At 39.9% G+C, this 20,553-nt stretch carries 20 protein-coding genes; 6 read left to right on the top strand and 14 right to left on the bottom strand.

The genetic code is table 11. The features are described from left to right. Nucleotides 1-225 precede the first annotated feature (225 nt). Genes hemC through BT797_RS13900 form a run of 4 tightly spaced genes read left to right on the top strand, consistent with a single transcriptional unit; the run spans nucleotide 226 to nucleotide 4,256 of the window. Nucleotides 226-1,164 (top strand): hydroxymethylbilane synthase, encoded by a 939-nt coding sequence (hemC, locus tag BT797_RS13915; RefSeq protein WP_045108546.1) that lies wholly within the window; start codon nucleotides 226-228, stop codon nucleotides 1,162-1,164. Then, nucleotides 1,161-1,928 carry a uroporphyrinogen-III synthase gene (locus BT797_RS13910; protein ID WP_045108545.1) on the top strand — a complete coding sequence of 256 codons (768 nt, stop codon included), beginning with the start codon at nucleotides 1,161-1,163 and terminating at the stop codon, nucleotides 1,926-1,928. The genes hemC and BT797_RS13910 overlap by 4 nt, the downstream gene beginning before the upstream one ends. Beyond that, a complete protein-coding gene (locus tag BT797_RS13905) occupies nucleotides 1,929-3,068 on the top strand; it encodes a uroporphyrinogen-III C-methyltransferase (RefSeq protein ID WP_075472458.1) in 1,140 nt (379 codons plus the stop codon). A gap of 15 nt (nucleotides 3,069-3,083) precedes the next feature. After that, nucleotides 3,084-4,256, top strand: a complete 1,173-nt coding sequence (locus tag BT797_RS13900; protein WP_075472456.1) for a heme biosynthesis HemY N-terminal domain-containing protein — start codon at nucleotides 3,084-3,086, stop codon at nucleotides 4,254-4,256. A 96-nt stretch (nucleotides 4,257-4,352) separates the two neighbouring features. On the opposite strand, the gene fre is transcribed toward BT797_RS13900, so the two are convergent. The 4 genes from fre to trxA all read right to left on the bottom strand — a co-directional run bounded on the left by fre (nucleotide 4,353) and on the right by trxA (nucleotide 8,545). Beyond that, entirely contained in the window at nucleotides 4,353-5,042 is a 690-nt protein-coding gene (fre, locus tag BT797_RS13895; RefSeq protein WP_045108542.1) for an NAD(P)H-flavin reductase, read from the bottom strand. 61 nt (nucleotides 5,043-5,103) lie between these two features. Further along, on the bottom strand, nucleotides 5,104-6,570 hold the full coding sequence (ubiD, locus tag BT797_RS13890) for a 4-hydroxy-3-polyprenylbenzoate decarboxylase (protein ID WP_075472454.1): 1,467 nt from the start codon (nucleotides 6,568-6,570) through the stop codon (nucleotides 5,104-5,106). A 108-nt stretch (nucleotides 6,571-6,678) separates the two neighbouring features. Continuing rightward, the gene (gene rho, locus BT797_RS13885) at nucleotides 6,679-7,944 is read right to left on the bottom strand and encodes a transcription termination factor Rho (RefSeq protein WP_045108540.1); all 1,266 of its coding nucleotides are present in this window, start codon (nucleotides 7,942-7,944) and stop codon (nucleotides 6,679-6,681) included. Nucleotides 7,945-8,218: 274 nt separating this feature from the next. Next, on the bottom strand, nucleotides 8,219-8,545 hold the full coding sequence (trxA, locus tag BT797_RS13880) for a thioredoxin TrxA (RefSeq protein ID WP_045108539.1): 327 nt from the start codon (nucleotides 8,543-8,545) through the stop codon (nucleotides 8,219-8,221). A 109-nt stretch (nucleotides 8,546-8,654) separates the two neighbouring features. On the opposite strand from trxA, the gene rhlB reads away from it, so the two are divergent. Both rhlB and gppA read left to right on the top strand, forming a co-directional pair. Continuing rightward, complete coding sequence (rhlB, locus tag BT797_RS13875; protein WP_045108538.1) at nucleotides 8,655-9,950, top strand: ATP-dependent RNA helicase RhlB; 1,296 nt, start codon at nucleotides 8,655-8,657, stop codon at nucleotides 9,948-9,950. 33 nt (nucleotides 9,951-9,983) lie between these two features. Further along, nucleotides 9,984-11,486 (top strand): guanosine-5'-triphosphate,3'-diphosphate diphosphatase, encoded by a 1,503-nt coding sequence (gene gppA / locus BT797_RS13870; RefSeq protein ID WP_045108537.1) that lies wholly within the window; start codon nucleotides 9,984-9,986, stop codon nucleotides 11,484-11,486. 59 nt (nucleotides 11,487-11,545) lie between these two features. On the opposite strand, the gene hemB is transcribed toward gppA, so the two are convergent. From hemB to ubiE, 10 genes are all read right to left on the bottom strand, one after another. Beyond that, nucleotides 11,546-12,562 (bottom strand): porphobilinogen synthase, encoded by a 1,017-nt coding sequence (gene hemB / locus BT797_RS13865; protein ID WP_075472452.1) that lies wholly within the window; start codon nucleotides 12,560-12,562, stop codon nucleotides 11,546-11,548. A 71-nt stretch (nucleotides 12,563-12,633) separates the two neighbouring features. Beyond that, nucleotides 12,634-13,224 (bottom strand): TetR/AcrR family transcriptional regulator, encoded by a 591-nt coding sequence (locus tag BT797_RS13860; RefSeq protein ID WP_075472450.1) that lies wholly within the window; start codon nucleotides 13,222-13,224, stop codon nucleotides 12,634-12,636. A gap of 1 nt (nucleotide 13,225) precedes the next feature. Then, the gene (locus BT797_RS13855; protein WP_075472448.1) at nucleotides 13,226-14,674 is read right to left on the bottom strand and encodes a coniferyl aldehyde dehydrogenase; all 1,449 of its coding nucleotides are present in this window, start codon (nucleotides 14,672-14,674) and stop codon (nucleotides 13,226-13,228) included. A 118-nt stretch (nucleotides 14,675-14,792) separates the two neighbouring features. After that, entirely contained in the window at nucleotides 14,793-15,596 is an 804-nt protein-coding gene (locus BT797_RS13850) for a TatD family hydrolase (RefSeq protein WP_075472446.1), read from the bottom strand. Next, nucleotides 15,574-16,329, bottom strand: a complete 756-nt coding sequence (tatC, locus tag BT797_RS13845) for a twin-arginine translocase subunit TatC (protein WP_045108532.1) — start codon at nucleotides 16,327-16,329, stop codon at nucleotides 15,574-15,576. The genes BT797_RS13850 and tatC overlap by 23 nt, the downstream gene beginning before the upstream one ends. Then, nucleotides 16,330-16,707, bottom strand: a complete 378-nt coding sequence (tatB, locus tag BT797_RS13840) for a Sec-independent protein translocase protein TatB (RefSeq protein WP_075472444.1) — start codon at nucleotides 16,705-16,707, stop codon at nucleotides 16,330-16,332. It lies immediately after the preceding gene. Nucleotides 16,708-16,710: 3 nt separating this feature from the next. Further along, a complete protein-coding gene (gene tatA / locus BT797_RS13835; protein ID WP_075472442.1) occupies nucleotides 16,711-16,947 on the bottom strand; it encodes a twin-arginine translocase TatA/TatE family subunit in 237 nt (78 codons plus the stop codon). A 131-nt stretch (nucleotides 16,948-17,078) separates the two neighbouring features. Then, nucleotides 17,079-18,719, bottom strand: coding sequence for a ubiquinone biosynthesis regulatory protein kinase UbiB (gene ubiB, locus BT797_RS13830; protein ID WP_075472440.1), 1,641 nt, complete (start codon nucleotides 18,717-18,719; stop codon nucleotides 17,079-17,081). Then, entirely contained in the window at nucleotides 18,720-19,331 is a 612-nt protein-coding gene (locus BT797_RS13825; protein WP_045108528.1) for a ubiquinone biosynthesis accessory factor UbiJ, read from the bottom strand. 9 nt (nucleotides 19,332-19,340) lie between these two features. Further along, a complete protein-coding gene (gene ubiE / locus BT797_RS13820; RefSeq protein WP_045108527.1) occupies nucleotides 19,341-20,096 on the bottom strand; it encodes a bifunctional demethylmenaquinone methyltransferase/2-methoxy-6-polyprenyl-1,4-benzoquinol methylase UbiE in 756 nt (251 codons plus the stop codon). Nucleotides 20,097-20,553: the final 457 nt, after the last annotated feature.

Below are 20,553 nucleotides of genomic sequence, written 5' to 3'. Positions count from 1 at the left end.
GTACACGCTGCAGCCTAATAGCCCACAATATAAATCATTATCTTAACCCCCTTTATTTAGCTATCACACCAACGCCCTCTAAATAACGCGCTGTTTAGACCCAATTATCTATGTTATCGCATGCCTAAATAAGGCGTGTTTTTTACAAATAAGCCCACCTTAGATCAACCATTAACGAATTAAATCTGTTAATATTTAGCTAATCTAGTTAAATTTGGAAATAAAATGGCTACTGAAACTCTAAGAATTGCAACCCGTAAAAGCCCATTAGCAATGTGGCAAGCTGAATATGTAAAAGCACGCCTAGAAGCAATTCATCAAAACCTTACCGTTGAATTAATCCCAATGGTAACCAAGGGTGACATCATTTTAGATACGCCTTTAGCAAAAGTGGGTGGTAAAGGTCTTTTTGTAAAAGAACTAGAAATAGCAATGCTTGAAGATCGCGCCGATATCGCCGTGCATTCAATGAAAGATGTACCAGTTGAATTTCCAGAAGGGTTAGGCTTAGAAGTAATTTGTGAGCGTGAAGACCCACGCGATGCATTTGTTTCAAATACTTACCGCAAAATTGAAGAACTGCCACCAGGTGCAATCGTTGGTACATGTAGTTTACGCCGTCAATGCCAGTTGAGTGAGGCGCGTCCGGATCTAAAAATTATGGACTTACGTGGCAACGTAAATACACGTTTAAACAAACTCGATAATAAAAATTATGATGCAATAATTTTAGCTGCAGCCGGATTAAAACGTCTTGATATGGAATACCGTATTGCCAGCTACATTGAACCAGAACAAAGCCTACCAGCAGTAGGACAAGGTGCTGTTGGCATTGAATGTCGCACAACAGATGAACGTGTAAAAGCATTATTAGCGCCATTAAATGATGCCCTAACCAGTGATCGCGTGCTTGCCGAACGTGCAATGAACTTAGCCCTTGAAGGTGGTTGTCAGGTACCAATCGGTAGTTACGCACTAATCGACGGTGATGAATTATGGCTACGTGGACTGGTTGGAAAACCAGACGGCACTGAAGTAATTCGCGCAGAAATCCGTGGAGACCGTAAAAATGCACGCCAGCTAGGACTCACACTTGCAGATGAATTACTGGCGCAAGGTGCAAAAGAAATTTTAGCTGCTGTTTATAATAACGCAGACGCATGAAAATTAGGGCGCTAATCACTCGCCCACGCGTTAAAGGCGAGCAACTAGCTCGTCAAATTGAGGCAGCTAATGGGGCTGCCTTATGTTGTCCGTTTATCGATATATCCGCAGGACAGCAATTTAATAAAGTCAGTTCATTACTGGAAAAATTACAGCCTGGTGACTATATTATTGCCATAAGCGATAATGCTATAAATTATGCGAATCGCAGTTTAATACAAGAAAATAAAACTTGGCCACAGCATATAAATTACATTGCCGTAGGTCCAACAACAGCACTACGCTGGCAAAAATACGGTATCAATCACGCCAAAATACCCCAAACACATGATAGCGAAGGGGTGTTAAAACTACTTATTAATACGGCAGTAGAACACAAAAACATCGTTATTCTACGCGGTAATGGGGGCCGAGAGACAATGGCTGAAGATCTAATACAACGCTCGGCAAATGTGACCTATTGTGAAGTTTATCAACGTTCTTCCCCCGATTACGAACCTGAATTGTTGATTAATAAGTGGCAACAATTCGCCATTAATAGTGTTATTATCACTAGCGGTGAAATTCTGGGTAACCTAATAAAAACGATACCCTACACAGCGTTACCTTGGGTACTAAACTTACACTTTATTGTTCCTAGCCAACGAATAGCAGCACTTGCTCATGGGTTAGGAATAGAACACGTCACCATTGCTAGTGGTGCATCAAATAATTCATTATTTAATGCTGTTAAGCAATTGGATATGCAGATAGGAATAAGCTAAATGACAGACAAGAAAAAAAATAGTCAAAATGCCAATACTAAAACAACCAACAAAGGCATTGTTGATTCATCAGACACGATTACAACGGAAGGTAAGCCAGCAAGTAAAGCGGGCATTTTCACTGGTGCGGTTGCGATCCTGTTAACGCTAGGCCTTAGCGCAGGTCTCTATTATCATAGCCATCAGCAAAACCAGCTGCAGCAACAAGTGCTAACAAAACTACAAGCACAGTTGCAAGATCAAAAAGATACTCAACATTCATTACGTCAGCAGTTAAGCGAAGACAAAAAAGCTGTAGCCAACCAATTAAAGCAAACGACGCAACAGCTTAGCCAGATCCAAGACAGTGAAAAACTAACCACTTCACAACTCGAAACCGTACAATTAGCGGTCGCGAATCTTAAAATGCGCAATCCCAATGAATGGATGCTCGCAGAAGCGGAATACTTAATTCGTATCGCTGGCCGAAAAATAGCCCTAGAACAAGATGTTGATACTAGCTTAGCGTTATTATCATCTGCCAGTCGTCGTTTAACGCAATTAAATGATCCGAGCTTATTACCACTGCGCAAAGTGATTGAGCAAGATATTGCCACACTGACTAAATTACCGCGTATTGATCATGATGGTTTAGCACTGAAACTCTCGATTCAAGTAGAAGAAGTCGATAATCTCGTATTAGCAGGCTTTACTCGTCCTGATGTAGTGAAGACAGACAATACATTATCAAGTAATAGTTCAGACTGGAAAGCGAATCTCGCTAAGTCATGGCAATCTTTCAGCGATAATTTTATCACTATCCGTCGCCAAGATAATTCAGTTGACGCCCTATTATCACCACAAGCAGCTTGGTATTTAACTGAAAATTTAAAAACACAACTATTACAAGCTGAACTCGCAATATACCGTCAAGACCAGGCTAAATTTAAGCATGCACTGAAAACAGCAACAACTTGGATTAAGCGTTATTACGATGTAAACCAACCCGCAGCGAAAAGTATGCTAGCAAGTCTTGATACATTGAGTAAAGCAACTATTACCACAAAATATCCAGAAAAACTAAACAGTGCGGCACTGATCCAAACAACCATCAGAGATCGCAAAATCAACGAGTTAGCTAACAGTACTAGCACAAAATAAACGGAGGCAGATAAAATGGTTAGATTTATAGTATTAATCGCGCTGCTTCTTGCTGGTGCAATTGGTGCCCCATACTTAATGGGCAATAAAGGTTATGTAATGATTGCAGCTGGTGATTATGTCATTGATGCTACGGTCAGTAGTGCCGTCGTGATGATTATTGCTTTCTACTTTACTTTATTAAGCTTTGAAGCATTAATCAATAAACTGATTCACAGCCTAGGTTGGTTTAATCGCTATCATCAAGCTCGCGCTAAAATACAAACAGAAAAAGGGATCTTAGCATTAGCCAGTGGTGACTTTAAACAAGCTGAAACGTTAACCTTAAAAGCAGCCAAGAAAGCACAAGTCCCCGTGTTAAATTACCTTGCCGCTGCACAATCTGCACAAGGTCTTGGCAATGAAGAAAAACGTGATGAATATTTATTATTAGCACACAAGAATGCAGATAAAAACATCCTGGCAGTCGAGATAACGCAAGCTAAATTACAAATTGAACAACAGCAATTTGAACAAGCATTTGCATCACTATCCGCATTACATGATAAACATCCAAAGCATAAGGTTGTGCTAACGATGTTCAAAGCTGTCTGTATTGAAAGAAAAGAATGGGAACAATTACTCTCGCTTATTCCAACATTACAAAAACAAAAATTACTGACCTCTGGTGAAGCTGATGAACTACGTAAACACAGTCATTTCGAACATTTAGGAGAAGTAGCAAAACAACAAGGCAGCACTGGATTACTTGATACCTGGAGTTCACTACCAAAAGCACTTAAGCATGATGGGCGTTATCTAGCAGAAACAGTCAATCTATTAATGGGGCGTAACGACCACCAGTCAGCTTATCTGCTGATGATGGATGCATTAAGTAATGAGTTATATCCAGAGTTAATCAGCTTAACTCCCAAATTAAATATTAGTGATTACCATGCACTGATCGAGCGTCTTAAGCGTCTACAAAAGACCCGTGAAGGCTCCGGTTTATTAGCTGTATGCATTGGTCAGCTCATGGTAAAAGAAGGGCGCTGGAGCGAAGCGGTAGAAGAACTAAGTCAAGGCATAAGCCAATCACCATCGACCTCTGCATATACTGCATTAGCACACGCTTACGAAAAACTAGGCCTAGTTAATGATGCAAATGCAACGTACAAAAAAAGCTTAAGTTATCATCAGCAAACTTAGTCATATTCTTCTCAACTAAGCTAACCTGATATTTTAAATAATAAAAAGCCGTAACATCCGTTACGGCTTTTTTAATACGAGCACATTCATTATCAATTAAATGAATTCAAATGCATCGCCATATAAGTGTTCTTTAACGCCTAGTGGTGCAAAGTCAGTACGCGCAGCACCAGCCATTTCAAAACGACCAGCAATATAAACATCGCATGCAGCTAAATTAGCAACATCATCCATGACTACTTTATGCACCTGCCCAACTTTACCAGACCATTGCTCTGGAGCCGTTTCGACAACAGGAATAAAAGTCACCTGTGGATGCGCATCAGCTAATTCTTGTGCCAACGAAAATGCATATAAATGTGATGCTTCACGCGCACCCCAATATAATGAAATAGGACGTTGATTAACTTCTACCGCACGCTCTAGAATAGACTTAGTGTAAGAGAAGCCAGTACCGCCAGCAATCAATACTAAAGGACGCTCTGAGTCTTCCCTTAAACCAGCATTACCACCTGGAAGTTCAACTTCTATAGTACCTGACTTTAGTCTTTCCACTACTTGCATTGCATATGAATTTTGCTCTGATGCACCAATGTGTAATTCTAAAACATCATCATTACTTGGGTTTGAAGCAATAGAAAATGGGCGCTTGTCGTCTTCTGCCATGACTACCATTAGATATTGTCCAGCCTGGAACTCAACCTTCTGCTCTGGTTTTAGTTTCACGTTAAATACAGTATCTGTATACGACTCTAACAACGTCACTTCACACTTAATTCTTAACATACATTCCCTTTCAATCTCAATCTCTGACAAGCACGAATTTTTATGATCTAGCTCATTTATATCACAAAATCGCTAATTCGTCCCATAAATCATCGACTCGCTGCTTAACCTTCTCATCCATCACAATTGGTTCGCCCCATTCACGATCTGTCTCACCAGGCCATTTATTGGTTGCATCCATACCCATTTTAGAGCCAAGACCCGATACCGGTGATGCAAAATCGAGATAATCAATTGGCGTATGTTCAATCATTGTCGTATCGCGAGCGGGGTCCATACGGGTCGTAATAGCCCAAATAACATCATTCCAATCACGCGCATTAATATCATCATCACAAACGATAACAAATTTGGTATACATGAACTGACGTAAGAATGACCACACTCCCAGCATCACGCGCTTTGCATGACCAGGATATTGTTTCTTAATTGTCACTACCGCCATACGATAAGAGCAACCTTCTGGCGGTAAATAAAAATCAACAATTTCAGGATATTGCTTTTGTAAAATCGGTACAAAGACTTCGTTTAGCGCCACACCCAATACAGCAGGTTCATCTGCAGGGCGACCTGTATAGGTAGAATGATAAATGGCATTTTTACGCATCGTAATGTGCGTCACCGTAAATACAGGAAAAGAGTCAGTCTCGTTATAGTAACCGGTATGATCACCATAAGGGCCTTCCTCTGCCATCTCGCCCGGCGCGATATAACCTTCTAAGATAATTTCAGCACCTGCAGGCACTTCAAGGTCATTAGAAATAGATTTAACGACTTCAGTACGACTACCACGTAATAAACCTGCAAAAGCATATTCCGATAACGTATCTGGTACAGGCGTTACGGCACCTAAAATTGTCGCAGGATCAGCACCTAGTGCCACAGATACAGGGTAGTTTTCACCCGGGTTTAGTTCTTGAAATTCTTTAAAATCCAGAGCACCACCACGATGAGATAACCAACGCATAATTAATTTGTTTTTACTCAGTACTTGCTGACGATAAATACCTAAATTCTGACGTTTTTTATAAGGACCTTGGGTGATCGTTAAACCCCAAGTAATTAATGGGGCAACGTCTCCCGGCCAGCAATGCTGAATAGGGATCTGACTTAAATCAACATCATCACCTGTTAACACTATTTCTTGGCAGGGTGCTTTACGCAGCCTTTTGGTGGGCATATTCAGTACCTGTTTAAATATCGGTACTTTTTCCATTAACTCTTTAAAACCTTTCGGTGGCTCAGGTTCTTTTAAATAGGATAACCATTCACCCACTTCACGCAGTTCACTGACACTTTCACGACCCATCCCCATCGCAACGCGATCGGGTGTACCAAACAGGTTACCCAATACCGGCATAGTATGGCCTTTCGGATTTTCAAATAATAATGCCGGACCGCCTGCTTTTAATGTGCGATCGCAAATTTCCGTCATTTCCAAATACGGGTCAATTTCTTGATGAATACGTTTTAATTCGCCTTTGCTTTCAAGTAAGGCAATAAAGTCTCTCAGATCTTTATATTTCATAAACAATTCCACGCTATTTTTTGAAAAAAAAACGCCACACATTTGTTATAAAAACAAAATGTATGGCGTTTATTTTAAATATTAATCACAGACAGTTAACTTAAGCGATTATGATTTTTGCTTCTTCATTGCTTCGAAGAATTGATCATTCGTTTTCGTCATAGCCAGTTTATCAATCAGGAATTCCATCGCATCAATCTCACCCATTGGGTGCACGATTTTACGTAGGATCCACATTTTCTGTAGCTCAGCTTTATCTGCTAACAGTTCTTCACGACGCGTACCTGAACGAGTGAAGTCAATCGCAGGATAAACACGACGTTCTGCAATTTTACGATTAAGGTGTAACTCTTGGTTACCAGTACCTTTAAATTCTTCGTAAATTACTTCATCCATTTTCGAACCAGTATCAATCAATGCTGTTGCGATAATAGTTAAAGAACCACCTTCTTCAACATTACGTGCAGCACCGAAGAAACGCTTCGGACGGTGTAAAGCGTTTGCATCAACACCACCAGATAAAATCTTACCTGATGACGGTGTCACTGTATTGTAAGCACGTGCTAGACGCGTTACAGAATCAAGTAAGATGATCACGTCTTTCTTGTGCTCGACAAGACGTTTCGCTTTTTCGATCATCATTTCCGCAACTTGCACATGTCGGTTAGCAGGTTCATCAAATGTTGAAGCAATTACTTCACCACGAACCAAACGCTGCATCTCTGTTACTTCTTCCGGACGTTCATCGATAAGCAGAACCATCAATGTCGCGTCAGGATGATTTAACGCAATTGAAGAGGCAATGTTTTGTAATAGCATTGTTTTACCAGCTTTCGGTGGTGCCACAATTAAACCACGTTGACCTTTACCAATCGGTGCACTTAAATCAAGAATACGCGAAGTGATATCTTCGGTACTGCCATTACCACGTTCTAAACGAAGACGTTCATTTGGATGGATTGGAGTAAGGTTTTCAAAGAGGATTTTATTACGAGAGTTTTCAGGGCGGTCAAAGTTAACTTGGTCAATCTTTAACAAGGCAAAATATCGTTCGCCATCTTTTGGCGGGCGGATTTTACCACCAACGGTATCACCCGTTCGCAAGTTAAAGCGACGGATCTGACTTGGCGAGACATAAATATCATCAGGGCCGGCAAGATAAGAGCTGTCTGCTGAACGCAAGAAACCAAAGCCATCCTGCAAAATCTCTAAAACACCATTACCAAAAATGTCTTCACCGCTTTTTGCGTGAGCTTTTAAGATAGAAAAAATGATGTCTTGTTTTCTTAAGCGAGCCAGATTTTCTAGACCCATAGATTCGCCCAGTTTTACAAGTTCAGAAACTGGTGTGTTTTTTAATTCGGTTAAATTCATAATGATGAGTTCGAGCTTATGCAACCTTTGCGTAACGGAATGTCAACCAAGGATAAAGTATTTGAATCAATGATCGAGTGTGTGAGTCATTAACTAAGTAATGAATCGATAATTTGAGTTATTGAATCAATGATTGGATCATTGATTATGATGCCTGGTTCGGCACGTAGAACAATAAACGAACAACGAAAGTAGCATTTATAATTTTATTCGTCCACTGAATAATAGCATATTGACGAGATTAAAAAACAAAATCTCGTCAATATTTTACATGCTACAGGTTTTCGTCTAGAAAACTTTGAAGTTGCGCTTTTGATAATGCGCCAACTTTAGTTGCCGCAACTGCACCGTTTTTAAATAACAATAAAGTCGGGATACCACGGATACCAAATTTAGGTGGTGTACCTGAATTTTGATCGATATTTAATTTACCGATAGTTACTTTACCTGCGTACTCTTCAGCAACTTCGCTTAAGATCGGCGCGATCATTTTGCAAGGTCCACACCACTCAGCCCAGAAATCAACTAGTACAGGTAATTCTGAATTTAACACATCCATATCGAAAGCAGCATCGGTTAGCTGAATAATTTTGTCGCTCATTTATAACTCCAATAAAAAATAATTTTGTTACTACATATATGTGGCACTCATTGCCCTATTTCAATAGATTTAAGTTCTTAATGCAAGCTTAACCTGATATGCTAAATAAATGAGCAAAAAACATCTTACAGAACATAAGTTCTCCCAGTTTGGCCTTAATGCCGACGTACTTGCTGGGTTAGAAGCTTCAGGCTTCGAATATTGTACACCAATTCAAGCACTTAGCTTGCCATTTGCCATCCAAGGTAAAGATGTAGCCGGTCAAGCACAGACTGGTACAGGCAAAACTATCGCATTTTTGGCCGCTATTTTTCATCATTTATTGAAAACAAAACCAGCCGAAGATCGTCCAAAAAATAAGCCCCGCGCTATTATCTTAGCGCCAACACGCGAACTTGCAATTCAAATTCATAAAGATGCGTTACCTATTGCCAAAACAACTGGCCTTAAAATGGGTCTTGTTTATGGTGGTGAAAGCTACGATATTCAACGTGAAAACCTTGAAAAAGGCGTTGATATCATCATCGGTACTGTGGGTCGTATCATTGATTTTGAAAAACAAAAAACAATGGATTTATCAGGTGTTGAAGCATTAGTATTAGATGAAGCTGATCGTATGCTAGATCAAGGCTTCATTAAAGATATTCGTTATCTGATGCGTAAAATGCCAGAACCAAAACAGCGCCTAAACTTACTGTTTTCAGCAACCTTTACTTGGGATATTCGTGAATTAGCTTATCAGCACATGAACGAACCAGAAGAAGTAACTGTTGAAGCAGAGAAAGTAACAGGTAGCAGTATTACTCAAGAGCTATTTCACCCATCAAATGATGACAAAATGGCATTATTACAAACGTTAATTGAAGAAGAATGGCCAGAACGTGCCATTGTATTTGCCAATACTAAACATAAATGTGAAGAAATCTGGGGCCACTTGGCAGCAGATAAACATCGCGTTGGTTTATTAACAGGTGATATCCCTCAGAAAAAACGTAACAGTATTCTAGAACAATTCACCCAAGGTAAATTAGACATTCTTGTCGCGACGGACGTTGCAGCACGTGGTCTACATATTCCAGCTGTAAGTCATGTATTTAACTACGATTTACCCGATAATTGTGGTGATTACGTACACCGTATTGGCCGTACCGGTCGTGCTGGTGCAGAAGGTCATTCAATTAGTTTCGCTTGTGAAAAATACATTTATAATTTACCCGCGATTGAAGAATACATTGAACATACGATCCCTGTTTGTCATTACGATAAAACAGCGCTATTAACTGACTTACCACGACCGATCCACACTAAACGTGCTCGTCCAGGTAATTCAAGATCAATGAATGATCGTAACAAAACGCGTCGTACTGGCCAACGTCAGCATAATACGCATAACAAAACCCATTAATTAAATAGTTTGTTTATAGATAAAGTGATTAGTGTGAGTAAAAAAAGTTCGTCAAATTTATATGCCGTAATTGACCTCGGTTCAAACAGCTTTCATATGCTGGTCGTTCGTGAAGTTAACAATAGCCTACAAACTGTTGCTAAAGTGAAGCGTAAAGTAAGACTTGCTGCTGGCCTTGATGCAGAAAATAACCTCAACCAAGCAGCACTTCTGCGCGGTTGGGATTGTTTAAGTTTGTTTGCTGAGCAGCTACAAGACATTCCTGCCGAGAACATTCGGATTGTTGGTACTGCTACATTGCGCTTAGCAAAAAATGTAGCTGTATTTCTTGCTACGGCAGAAAAAATATTGGCACATCCGGTAAACATTATTTCCGGTGAACAAGAAGCTGCACTTATCTACAAAGGCGTTGCCTATACCAGCAGTGGCCAAGGCAATCGTTTAGTGGTCGATATCGGTGGCGCAAGTACTGAACTCATTATTGGTGAACAAGCACAAGCAAAACTACTTTATAGCTTTAAGATGGGCTGTGTTACTTGGTTAAATAACTATTTTGCTGATGGTAAGCTTAATCAACATAACTTTACGCAAGCAATTAATGCGGCAAAAGCAGTTTTGACCCCTCAACTAGAAAAGTATTTAACCATTGGTTGGAATACGTGTATAGGTGCTTCTGGTACGATCCAAGCGCTACAAGAAATTATGGTCGCACAAGGTGAGAACGAACAGATAACCTTGACGAAATTACACTGTATCCAACAGCAAGCAATTGCCTGTGGTGATATTGAAAACCTTAACATCAAAGGCTTAGCAGCTGATAGAAAACCCGTATTTACAAGCGGTTTAGCCATTCTTACCGCGCTATTTGAAAGCCTAGAAATCAACAATATGTTTTTAGCTGGCGGTGCGTTAAGAGAAGGCGTTATTTACGAAATGACTGGGCTGCGTGCAAGTCACAATGTACGTCAACAAACAGTAAATAACTTAATGGTAAAACATCAACTGGATCTGGGACAAGCCGAACGCGTTAAAAGTACAGCGTTAGAAGCATTTGACCAACTAAAAATAACGATTTCAGAAGGCGATACCCAAGCAGGACCTTTACTTGCTTATGTCAGCTCTCTACACGAGATCGGCTTATCAATTGATTATAAGAAAGCGCCACAACACGCGGCTTATATTATCGATAACACAGATATGCTTGGTTTTACCAAAGCGCAGAAGCAATTATTGTCGGCGTTATTAATTAACCAGCGCGATGAATTAAATTTGTCTTTGTTAGCACAACAATCAGCAATCAGTTACGCAAGTGCATTGCTGCTTTGTCGTATCTTAAGGGTATCATACACACTAGCCTTACGACGTACTGATGGTACAATCCCAGAGTTTTCATTTACTCTCGCTGAAGAAAATACATTAACCATCACCTTGCCAACACAATGGTTAGCGCGGCATCCATTACGTGCAGCCGCATTAGCATCTGAGTTAGAATTACAAGCTAAGCATAATTTAGTGTTACAAGTTCAAGAAAAATAATAGACAATCAGAAAGTAAAAACCGAGTCGCATGCTCGGTTTTTTATTGCCGTAAAATAATTATACGTTATTTTCTTTAAGCCATATCGCTACGCGTTTCGCAAAATATGTCAGAACACCGTCAGCACCAGCACGTTTAAAGCATAATAATGATTCTAGAACACATTCTTGTTCTTTCAACCAACCATTTTGAATTGCAGCCATGTGCATTGCATACTCCCCACTCACTTGATAAGCAAACGTTGGTACGCCAAATTCATCTTTAACACGACGTACGATATCCAGATAAGGCATACCCGGCTTCACCATCACCATATCAGCACCTTCCTCGATGTCCATCGCTACTTCATGTAACGCTTCATCTGAGTTTGCCGGATCCATTTGGTAAGTAACCTTACTGCCACCTTTTAGATTGCTCGCAGAACCCACCGCATCACGGAAAGGTCCGTAGTAATTAGATGCATATTTTGCAGAGTAAGCCATGATTTGCGTATTTACATGACCCGCCTTTTCTAACGCTTCACGGATAGCGCCTATACGGCCATCCATCATATCTGAAGGGGCAACAATATCGGCACCCGCAGCAGCATGAGAAAGCGCCTGTTTTACTAAGATCTCAGTGGTAATATCGTTAAGAATATAACCCGAGTCATCAATGATACCGTCTTGGCCATGTGTGGTGAACGGGTCCAATGCCACATCAGTCATCACACCAAGGTCTGGAAATGATGATTTTAATGCACGTACTGCTTTTTGTGCTAAGCCATCAGCGTTATACGCTTCTTCAGCAAGTAAGCTTTTTTGTTCTAATGGGGTAACCGGGAAGATAGCAATCATCGGAATGCCTAACGCAACCAATTCAGCCGCCTCTTCGAGTAACAAATCAATCGATAAGCGCTCAACACCCGGCATTGATGCGATCGCTTCACGACGACCTGTACCTTCAAGTACAAACATAGGGTAGATAAGATCATTAACTGTTAATTGATGCTCAGCAACTAAACGACGAGAAAAATCATTTTTACGATTACGACGAGGGCGACGGTTTGGGAAGCCACCTAGAATAGTTTTACTCACGATATCTCCTTGCGAGGTAGGAATGCGAATTGGGAAACCAAGTACGCTTTGTACTTGGCTAGATAGTCATCTTACCGCGTGAGTAAATGAATATCAGCACCTTGTACTGAAATAGCATCAACAATTACATTAATTGACGAATTAATAGCAGCCTTTTGATCTATCTCAGGTAGCGCATACACATAAGTCGCCGTTGATAGTAAGAAACTCTCACATGTCGTTAAAAGGTATGGTATCGGTAAGTCTTTAATTATACCGTTATGAATACCCGTATTAAGTAATTGCGTAAAGAAGCCTAATACCTCTTCCCAAATAGCCAATTGGATCTTTTTATCAAAATACAAAGAATGGCTACAAAGTAAGATAAACGCCATTTTTTGTGGGTGATTAACTAGCCAGTGAACACCGTTAACCCAGATATCAGTTAATCGAGATTCTGCATGATGATCATTCGGCTGCAATAAAGCCTGAGCAAATTCTTTTTTAACCTCAAGATACAAGGCTTCGATTAATGCTTCTTTCGTGGCAAAGTGATGAAACAAGGTTCCCGTTGCAACTTTTGCTTCACGTGCAATCGCCGCCGTCGTCGTACCATGAAAACCATTGACCGTGAACAACGCTAACGCGGCATCCAAGATCAATGTTTTTTTAGATTTAGTCATATTATCTCAAGAAAAATTTCAAAATGATTTTTTGTATCAAACTCCCATACGGTGCATAAATAAAGCGCGTAGAATGGAATTTACCTTGTTTCAATATTGTTTTTGATTTTGAAAAAGTACGGAACCCTTCGATACCATGGTACTGTCCCATACCTGATGGGCCAACACCACCAAATGGGGCATCGTCAGCAGCAAAGTGCATGATTGTATCATTGATCGCGACACCACCGGAAATCGTCTCACGTATAATTTTTTTCTGAATATCACTATCAAAACTCATGATATATAACGCTAATGGGTGTGGACGCGCTTTAATATATCGAATCGCATCATCAATCGAATCATAAGGTAAAATAGGTAGTAATGGACCAAATATTTCATCCTGCATTAGCTGCATATCGTCACTCACATCTAACAATAAATGCGGTAACATACGGTGTCTTTGATCATCAAGACTGCAACCATCTTGCATTGTTTCAACCTTAGCCCCCTTTTGCTGTGCATCTTCTAGCCATGATTTAAGACGAGCATACTGGCGAGCATCAACAATATTAGTATAATCATCATTTTGCATTGCAGTAGGGTAACGACGATTAAACTCATTACGATATTCTTTAACAAACTCCATAACTTTTGCACGCGGGCAAAGAATATAATCAGGTGCAATGCAGATCTGGCCAGCATTCAGGCTTTTTCCTAACAAAATACGATTAACCGCCATTTTAATATCAATATCAGGGGCAACCACCACAGGTGATTTACCACCAAGTTCAAGCGTCACTGGCGTTAGGTTATCCGCAGCAGCACGCATTACATGCTTACCTACAACAGTTGAACCTGTAAATAATAAGTGATCAAAAGGCAGCTTAGTAAACGCTGCAGACAAGGCCATTTCACCTTCAACAATACAAACATCTTTACTATCAAATACCGAAGTAATGATCTGCTTTAGTACTTGATTAGTTTTCGGAGTGAATTCCGACATTTTAAGCATCGCACGATTACCAGCTGCAATACTGGTAATCAGAGGCATAACGGCAAGATTAATCGGGAAGTTCCAAGGTACGACAATACCAACGACACCAACAGGTTGATAATGGACCGTCACACTTGCTGGTGCTAACAACAAACCAGGGCTACGTCGCGTCGGCTTCATCCACTTAGCTAAACGCGCCAAAGTATAATTAAATTGTGCCGTCGTCGGTAAAATATCAGCATACAAAGTATCGTGACGAGAACGGTGACCATAATCTTCTGAAACAGCCGTCACTAATGCTTCTTTGTTTGCCAAGAAAGCGGCTTTAAATAATATTAAGCGTTTCTTACGCTCAGCCATATCCCATTCTGGTTGGGTTAAATAAGCTTCTTTTTGCGTTGCAAAGATCTGTTCCATTTCTACAATATCATCGATACTATCGCTATCATTCGTTCTGATTGTCGCTACACTCATAATTTTCATGCCTCAATATAAAAACCGACTAGTTAGTCAATCAAAATAGACTGGTTAGTCGGTTTTGTCTAGTCTTCGATACAGGAAGTATTAACTAAGCAATATAAAGTGATAGTGGTCACAGCTTAGGTAACCTAAAGAACTGTTCAGTCACCTGTAAACTGCGACGCAATAATAGCTCAACATCCTCATTACGCGCGGTAGCAATCGTTTGTGCAACATGCGGGAGATAACAAGGTTCATTACGACGTGATTTAGGTTTTGGTTTCAAATTTCTCGGTAATAAATACGGCGCATCCGTTTCTAACATTAACCGATCAGCAGGGATATCTCGTACCAACTGGTATAATTCCGACCCACGACGTTCATCACAGATCCAGCCAGTAATGCCAATATGTAAATCCAATTCTAAACACGCAGCCAAATCACTCGCAGAACCAGTAAAACAGTGTAATACAGCTGCAGGTAACGCTGAACGATAGTCTTTTAAGATTGCGATAAAACGTTCGTTAGCATCGCGTTCATGCATGAAAACTGGCATATTTAATTCGGCAGCAAGCTCTAGCTGCTTTGCAAATGCGGCTTCTTGCATCGCGCGAGGAGAAAAATCACGGTTGAAGTCCAAACCACATTCACCAATAGCGACGACACTGTCATATTGAGCAAGGGCTTTAATTTGCTGCCAGCTATCATCTGTAGCATGTCGAGCATCGTGCGGGTGAATTCCTGCTGTTGCATAAAGTTGTTGTGGGTAGTCTTGAGTAAGTTGATAAGCTAACTGGCTTTCGGTGATATCCGTGCCAGTAACAATTAAACGACGCACCCCTTGGGCAGAGGCGCGTTCAATAACATCAGGTAAATCTTTGTGAAAAGCAGCGTTTGTTAAATTAACGCCTATATCAATCAGTTCCTGCTTCTTCATCTTTTGTCTCGTCCTGTTTAACGTAAAAACGAGAAAATAATAAACCTAACTCAAACAATAGCAACATAGGTATCGCTAATAATGTTTGTGAAATAATATCTGGCGGTGTTAATAACATCCCCATAATAAATGCCGCAACGACAATATAAGGTCGTTTTTGGCGTAAACTTTCAGGTGTGGTTGCACCAGTCCAGCATAATACTAATGTGGCAATGGGAATCTCAAATGCGAGACCAAACGCAAAAAATATCTTCAATACAAAATCAAGATAACTACTAATATCAGGCGCAAATGTTACCCCTTCTGGCGCAGCTGCCGCAAAGAACTCGAAAGCTAAAGGAAACACAACGAAATAAGAAAAAGCAATGCCAAGATAAAAGAGTAAAGCACTACTTATCACCAATGGCGCGATCAATTTCTTCTCGTGTTTATATAAACCTGGCGCGATAAAAGCCCAAACTTGATATAAAACCCAAGGAATGGCAATAAATGAAGAAGCAACCAGTGTTAACTTTATTGGAGTAAAAAAAGGTGTTGCGACATCTGTTGCAATCATACTTGTACCAGTAGGTAATTGCGCAATCAGTGGCGCTGATATCAACTGATAAATATCATTAGCAAAATACACTAATGAAATAAAAACTAAGATAATTGCGGCACTCGCACGCAATAACCTGTCTCTCAGTTCGATTAAATGGGCAATCAAAGGCTGAGTATTTGGATCTGCTGCCATTTATTTTTTATCCTGTTCAATTACCTGCTCTGCTACTTTAGGTACTTGGTCAACACTCGGCGTAGATGTTGACGTCGATTTATCATCCGCATAAGGACGCGTCACCGACGCTGCAGCATCACGTAAAGAGTCAATAGAGCTTTGCAAATCAGGACTTATATTATTCATTCCTTGCTGCTCCGCTTTTTTTAAATTGTCATGCATTTCTTGAATTTTCAATTCATGTGACAATTCCTCTTTCACAGAATTAGCGGCACCCTTGATGGTTTTCACCCAGGTGCTCACAGTTCTGATCGCGACAGGTAAACGCTCAGGCCCTAATACTAATAGGCCCAGCACTGAAATAACCACAATTTCCCAAAATCCGATATCAAACATAAATTATGCCTGTTCTTTATCTTTTTTCGTTTCTTTGCTTACATCTGTTTTTGCTGCAGTAGTTTCTTCTAATACTTTATTGTCTTCTTTCGTATCTTTAGGCTCGTCACTCATGGCTTTTTTGAAGCCTTTAACTGCCGCACCTAGATCACCACCAACATTACGTAACTTCTTAGTTCCAAACAACAAAAGAATAATTACAGCAATGATAATTAACTGAGTAACACTAATTCCGCCCATGATAAAACCTTATTTTATATAATTGAATACGTTATTGTTAACGTCGATCAGTATACAGTATATAAGCTACACATTTACTACACTCTGATCTACGATAAATTTTTTTCGCTTAACTCATTTTGTTGTACAAGCTACTTAAGCTTACACCAGCCTACGATTAACAGCCCTGAGCCAATACTGGCTAACGTAGTTGCTAGCGAAGTGGTATCAGGATTGTACACGATCGCCGCACAAATCATAAGTACACCACCACAGCTCAATAAATAACGGCCTTTATTTGCGTACGCTTGCTGCTGAGTAAACCGCTCTGCTTGGGTAAACAATGTATCTAATTTAGCTTGCTGCTTCGTCGCTTTCGTGAGTGTATCAAATACCAACTCAGGCAGTTCTGGTAACTTTTCAGCCCAAAACGGCGCACGTTGTTTTACTGCAGAAAAGACTGCTTGCGGCCCCATCTGTTCTTTAACCCAATTCTCAAGAAATGGCTTAGCCGTATCCCATAAGTCTAGTTGAGGATAGAGCTGACGACCTAATCCCTCAATGTACAATAATGTCTTTTGCAATAATACTAATTGTGGTTGTACTGTCATATCAAACTTACGTGCAGTAGCAAATAAATTAACTAGTACATGACCAAAAGAAATTTCAGCTAATGGTTTTTCAAAAATAGGATCACACACAGTTCGGATCGCAAATTCAAAATCATTGACATCAACATAGGATGGTACCCAACCAGAATCAACGTGTAACTCTGCGACTTTACGGTAATCGCGATGAAAAAAGGCTAACAGATTCTCCGCTAAGTAACGCTTGTCTTCACGATTTAAAGTACCAACAATACCGCAATCAATCCCAATCCAGCGAGGATCTTCAGGCGTTTCATAAGAAACAAAAACATTACCTGGATGCATATCAGCATGGAAAAAACTGTCGCGGAAAACTTGGGTAAAGAAGGTTTCAACACCTCGCTCAGCCAAGAGTTTCATATTGGTACCCTGAGCTTCCAGCGCAGCAATATCGGATACCGGTATACCATAAATACGTTCCATCACAATCATATTTTTATGACTGAAATCAGGGTATATCTCTGGCACATACAATTCTTTAGAATCAAGGAAATTTCGACGTAATTGGATTGCATTCGCCGCTTCACGCTCTAAATTCAATTCATCAAGAATCGTTTTTTCATAATCGAGAACCACTTCCAGTGGTCTTAAACGTGTAACCTCAGGAACTAACTTCAGTAATACTTTCGATAGTCGTTTCATCAACTGAGTATCGGCACGAATAATCGGTTCTATATCAGGTCGAATTATTTTAATAACAACGTCTTCACCATTACTTTTTAACTTAGCAGTGTGCACTTGTGCGATAGATGCAGATGCTAACGGCACCGGATCAAAATTATCAAACACATCATCAATGGATTGACCAAGCGCAGATTCAATCTGCTGCATAGCTAATTGACTATCGAATGGTGGCACTTGATCTTGCAACATAGCCAATTGCTCAGCAAACTCTTGCGGTAATAGATCTCGACGCGTTGATAACATCTGACCAAATTTAATAAAAACAGGACCGAGTTGCTGCAATGCTAGTTTGATACGTTCTGCAGGTGATTTTTCTGAATGTTGATTTTTGATCCAAAAAATAGATTTTCTAAATAACCGTGCTGATAACGGCTGCAATTGCGCAGGTAACAACTCATCAATACCGTATTCCAAAACAACTTTTTGGATATGATAAAATCGCTTTAGCTCAACTAATGTCATTTATACATCTTCCTTACGTGACAATAATGCCAAACGCATTTCAAACTGCTTACATTGTTGTTCTAACTCACTTACTTCATCACAAAAATTAGCAATCTCTAAAGCGCCTGGTGCTAAACGTATTTCTTCAATTAAATATTCTGCAATATTATGACGTGCGATCATCATATTATTTTGCAACCAAGTTTGGCTCGACTTTGCGCCTTGCAGTAACTTGTGTGCAGCAACATCACCTGTGTAACGAGATAAATGCTCTTCCCAATCAATATCTAATTCTTTTAAGATAATGCTAAATTTGCTTGCTACCATAGGATCGCCGCTCATATCCAATTCACCTTCTTTAATCAAAGCAGTAAATTGTGAACTATCTTGTAATCGAGAAAGGCTCGATAACTTTATATCCATACAGCAATCTGCATCGCCATCGAACTTGGCTAACACATCAATCTGAGATGAAAAAATAAAATAAAGTGGTTTTGGTAGTTCAGCAATATTTACCTGTAGCACTTTACCTTTTAGCGACGCGATCTTATCTACGGTATTTGTATCTGCTTTTAATAATTGATTCAATAATGTTTCAATTCCCGCAGTAACTAGCATTTCGATTGGCATGAGTATTCCTTAGAATTTGTAACCGCGATGCAGAGCAACAATACCACCAGTCAAGTTATGATATTCTACACTTTCAAAGCCAACAGTTTCCATCATACCCTTTAATGTTTCTTGATTTGGATGCATACGAATTGATTCTGCTAGATATTGGTAACTATCACCATCATCAGCAATTAACTCACCCATTTTAGGTAAAATATTAAATGAATAAAAATCATAAATTTTATTTAATGCTTCAGAATCTGGTTTTGAGAATTCAAGAACTAATAAACGACCACCAGGTTTTAATACACGGAACATCGATGCTAGCGCTTTATCTTTATCAGTTACGTTACGTAAACCAAATGCAATCGTGATCAGGTCGAAATGATTATCAGGAAAAGGCAGTTCTTCAGCATTTGCTTGCACGTAAGTCACGTTACCAACAATCCCACGATCACGTAATTTAGCACGACCAACTTTTAGCATTGAATCATTAATGTCAGCAAGCGTTACTGCACCTGTGTCTCCAACAATACGCGAAAACTTAGCAGTTAAATCACCTGTACCACCGGCAAGATCTAAAACTTTATGGCCAGGTCTTACACCACTGCAATCAATCGTAAAACGTTTCCACAGACGATGAATTCCCATAGACATGAGGTCATTCATTACATCATATTTAGCCGCTACTGAATGAAACACACTCGCAACCATATCGACCTTTTGGTCTGACTCTACAGTTTTATAGCCAAAATGAGTGGTGTTATTTGATTTATCTGTCATCGAGCTGTCCTTAATATCAGTTTAAGCGGATAGTTTACTGCAACTCAGACCCAACTGAAACGAAACAAAGCATTTAATCTATAAAAGGTAAAAAAATACCACATAGAATAAGTTATCATAAGAAAATCCAGTATTCAGTGTGATAAATCGCTTATCTTTTATCAAGAGTCTAACAAGAATCTGGGATGGAGAAGTACAGATAAATACCGAGAGCATTTCCAGTCCAACTGAATACTACACATAATAACAAGCGATCCGTACAATCTGCTCGGTACTTTATCTCTGAATTTCAGGATTTCATTGTTTGTTAACGGTGTGGAGGGGACTCGAAGCCTTCGGTAGCGTGATAGGCCGCTTATCTTTTTATAAAGAGTCTAACCAACTGAGTACTACTCATAAGAACAAAGGATCCCCACAGTCTGTACGGTACTTTATCACTGAATTTCAGGCACAAAAA

The sequence above is a fragment of the Moritella viscosa genome, assembly GCF_900120065.1.
Lineage (GTDB): Bacteria > Pseudomonadota > Gammaproteobacteria > Enterobacterales > Moritellaceae > Moritella > Moritella viscosa.
Note: the sequence above shows the minus strand (reverse complement) of the source record. Positions and strands in the feature narration are given on the sequence as shown.

Bases quoted from the DNA above. Each gene is read 5' to 3' on its own strand.
- BT797_RS13825 (WP_045108528.1), bottom strand. From the start codon at position 19,331: ATGCCAATCGAAATGCTAGTTACTGCGGGAATTGAAACATTATTGAAT.
- BT797_RS13900 (WP_075472456.1), top strand. From the start codon at position 3,084: ATGGTTAGATTTATAGTATTAATCGCGCTGCTTCTTGCTGGTGCAATT.
- fre (WP_045108542.1), bottom strand. From the start codon at position 5,042: ATGTTAAGAATTAAGTGTGAAGTGACGTTGTTAGAGTCGTATACAGAT.
- tatA (WP_075472442.1), bottom strand. From the start codon at position 16,947: ATGGGCGGAATTAGTGTTACTCAGTTAATTATCATTGCTGTAATTATT.
- ubiB (WP_075472440.1), bottom strand. From the start codon at position 18,719: ATGACATTAGTTGAGCTAAAGCGATTTTATCATATCCAAAAAGTTGTT.
- BT797_RS13910 (WP_045108545.1), top strand. From the start codon at position 1,161: ATGAAAATTAGGGCGCTAATCACTCGCCCACGCGTTAAAGGCGAGCAA.
- BT797_RS13905 (WP_075472458.1), top strand. From the start codon at position 1,929: ATGACAGACAAGAAAAAAAATAGTCAAAATGCCAATACTAAAACAACC.
- tatB (WP_075472444.1), bottom strand. From the start codon at position 16,707: ATGTTTGATATCGGATTTTGGGAAATTGTGGTTATTTCAGTGCTGGGC.
- ubiD (WP_075472454.1), bottom strand. From the start codon at position 6,570: ATGAAATATAAAGATCTGAGAGACTTTATTGCCTTACTTGAAAGCAAA.
- rho (WP_045108540.1), bottom strand. From the start codon at position 7,944: ATGAATTTAACCGAATTAAAAAACACACCAGTTTCTGAACTTGTAAAA.
- ubiE (WP_045108527.1), bottom strand. From the start codon at position 20,096: ATGACAGATAAATCAAATAACACCACTCATTTTGGCTATAAAACTGTA.
- hemC (WP_045108546.1), top strand. From the start codon at position 226: ATGGCTACTGAAACTCTAAGAATTGCAACCCGTAAAAGCCCATTAGCA.
- rhlB (WP_045108538.1), top strand. From the start codon at position 8,655: ATGAGCAAAAAACATCTTACAGAACATAAGTTCTCCCAGTTTGGCCTT.
- trxA (WP_045108539.1), bottom strand. From the start codon at position 8,545: ATGAGCGACAAAATTATTCAGCTAACCGATGCTGCTTTCGATATGGAT.
- tatC (WP_045108532.1), bottom strand. From the start codon at position 16,329: ATGGCAGCAGATCCAAATACTCAGCCTTTGATTGCCCATTTAATCGAA.
- BT797_RS13860 (WP_075472450.1), bottom strand. From the start codon at position 13,224: ATGACTAAATCTAAAAAAACATTGATCTTGGATGCCGCGTTAGCGTTG.
- BT797_RS13855 (WP_075472448.1), bottom strand. From the start codon at position 14,674: ATGAGTGTAGCGACAATCAGAACGAATGATAGCGATAGTATCGATGAT.
- BT797_RS13850 (WP_075472446.1), bottom strand. From the start codon at position 15,596: ATGAAGAAGCAGGAACTGATTGATATAGGCGTTAATTTAACAAACGCT.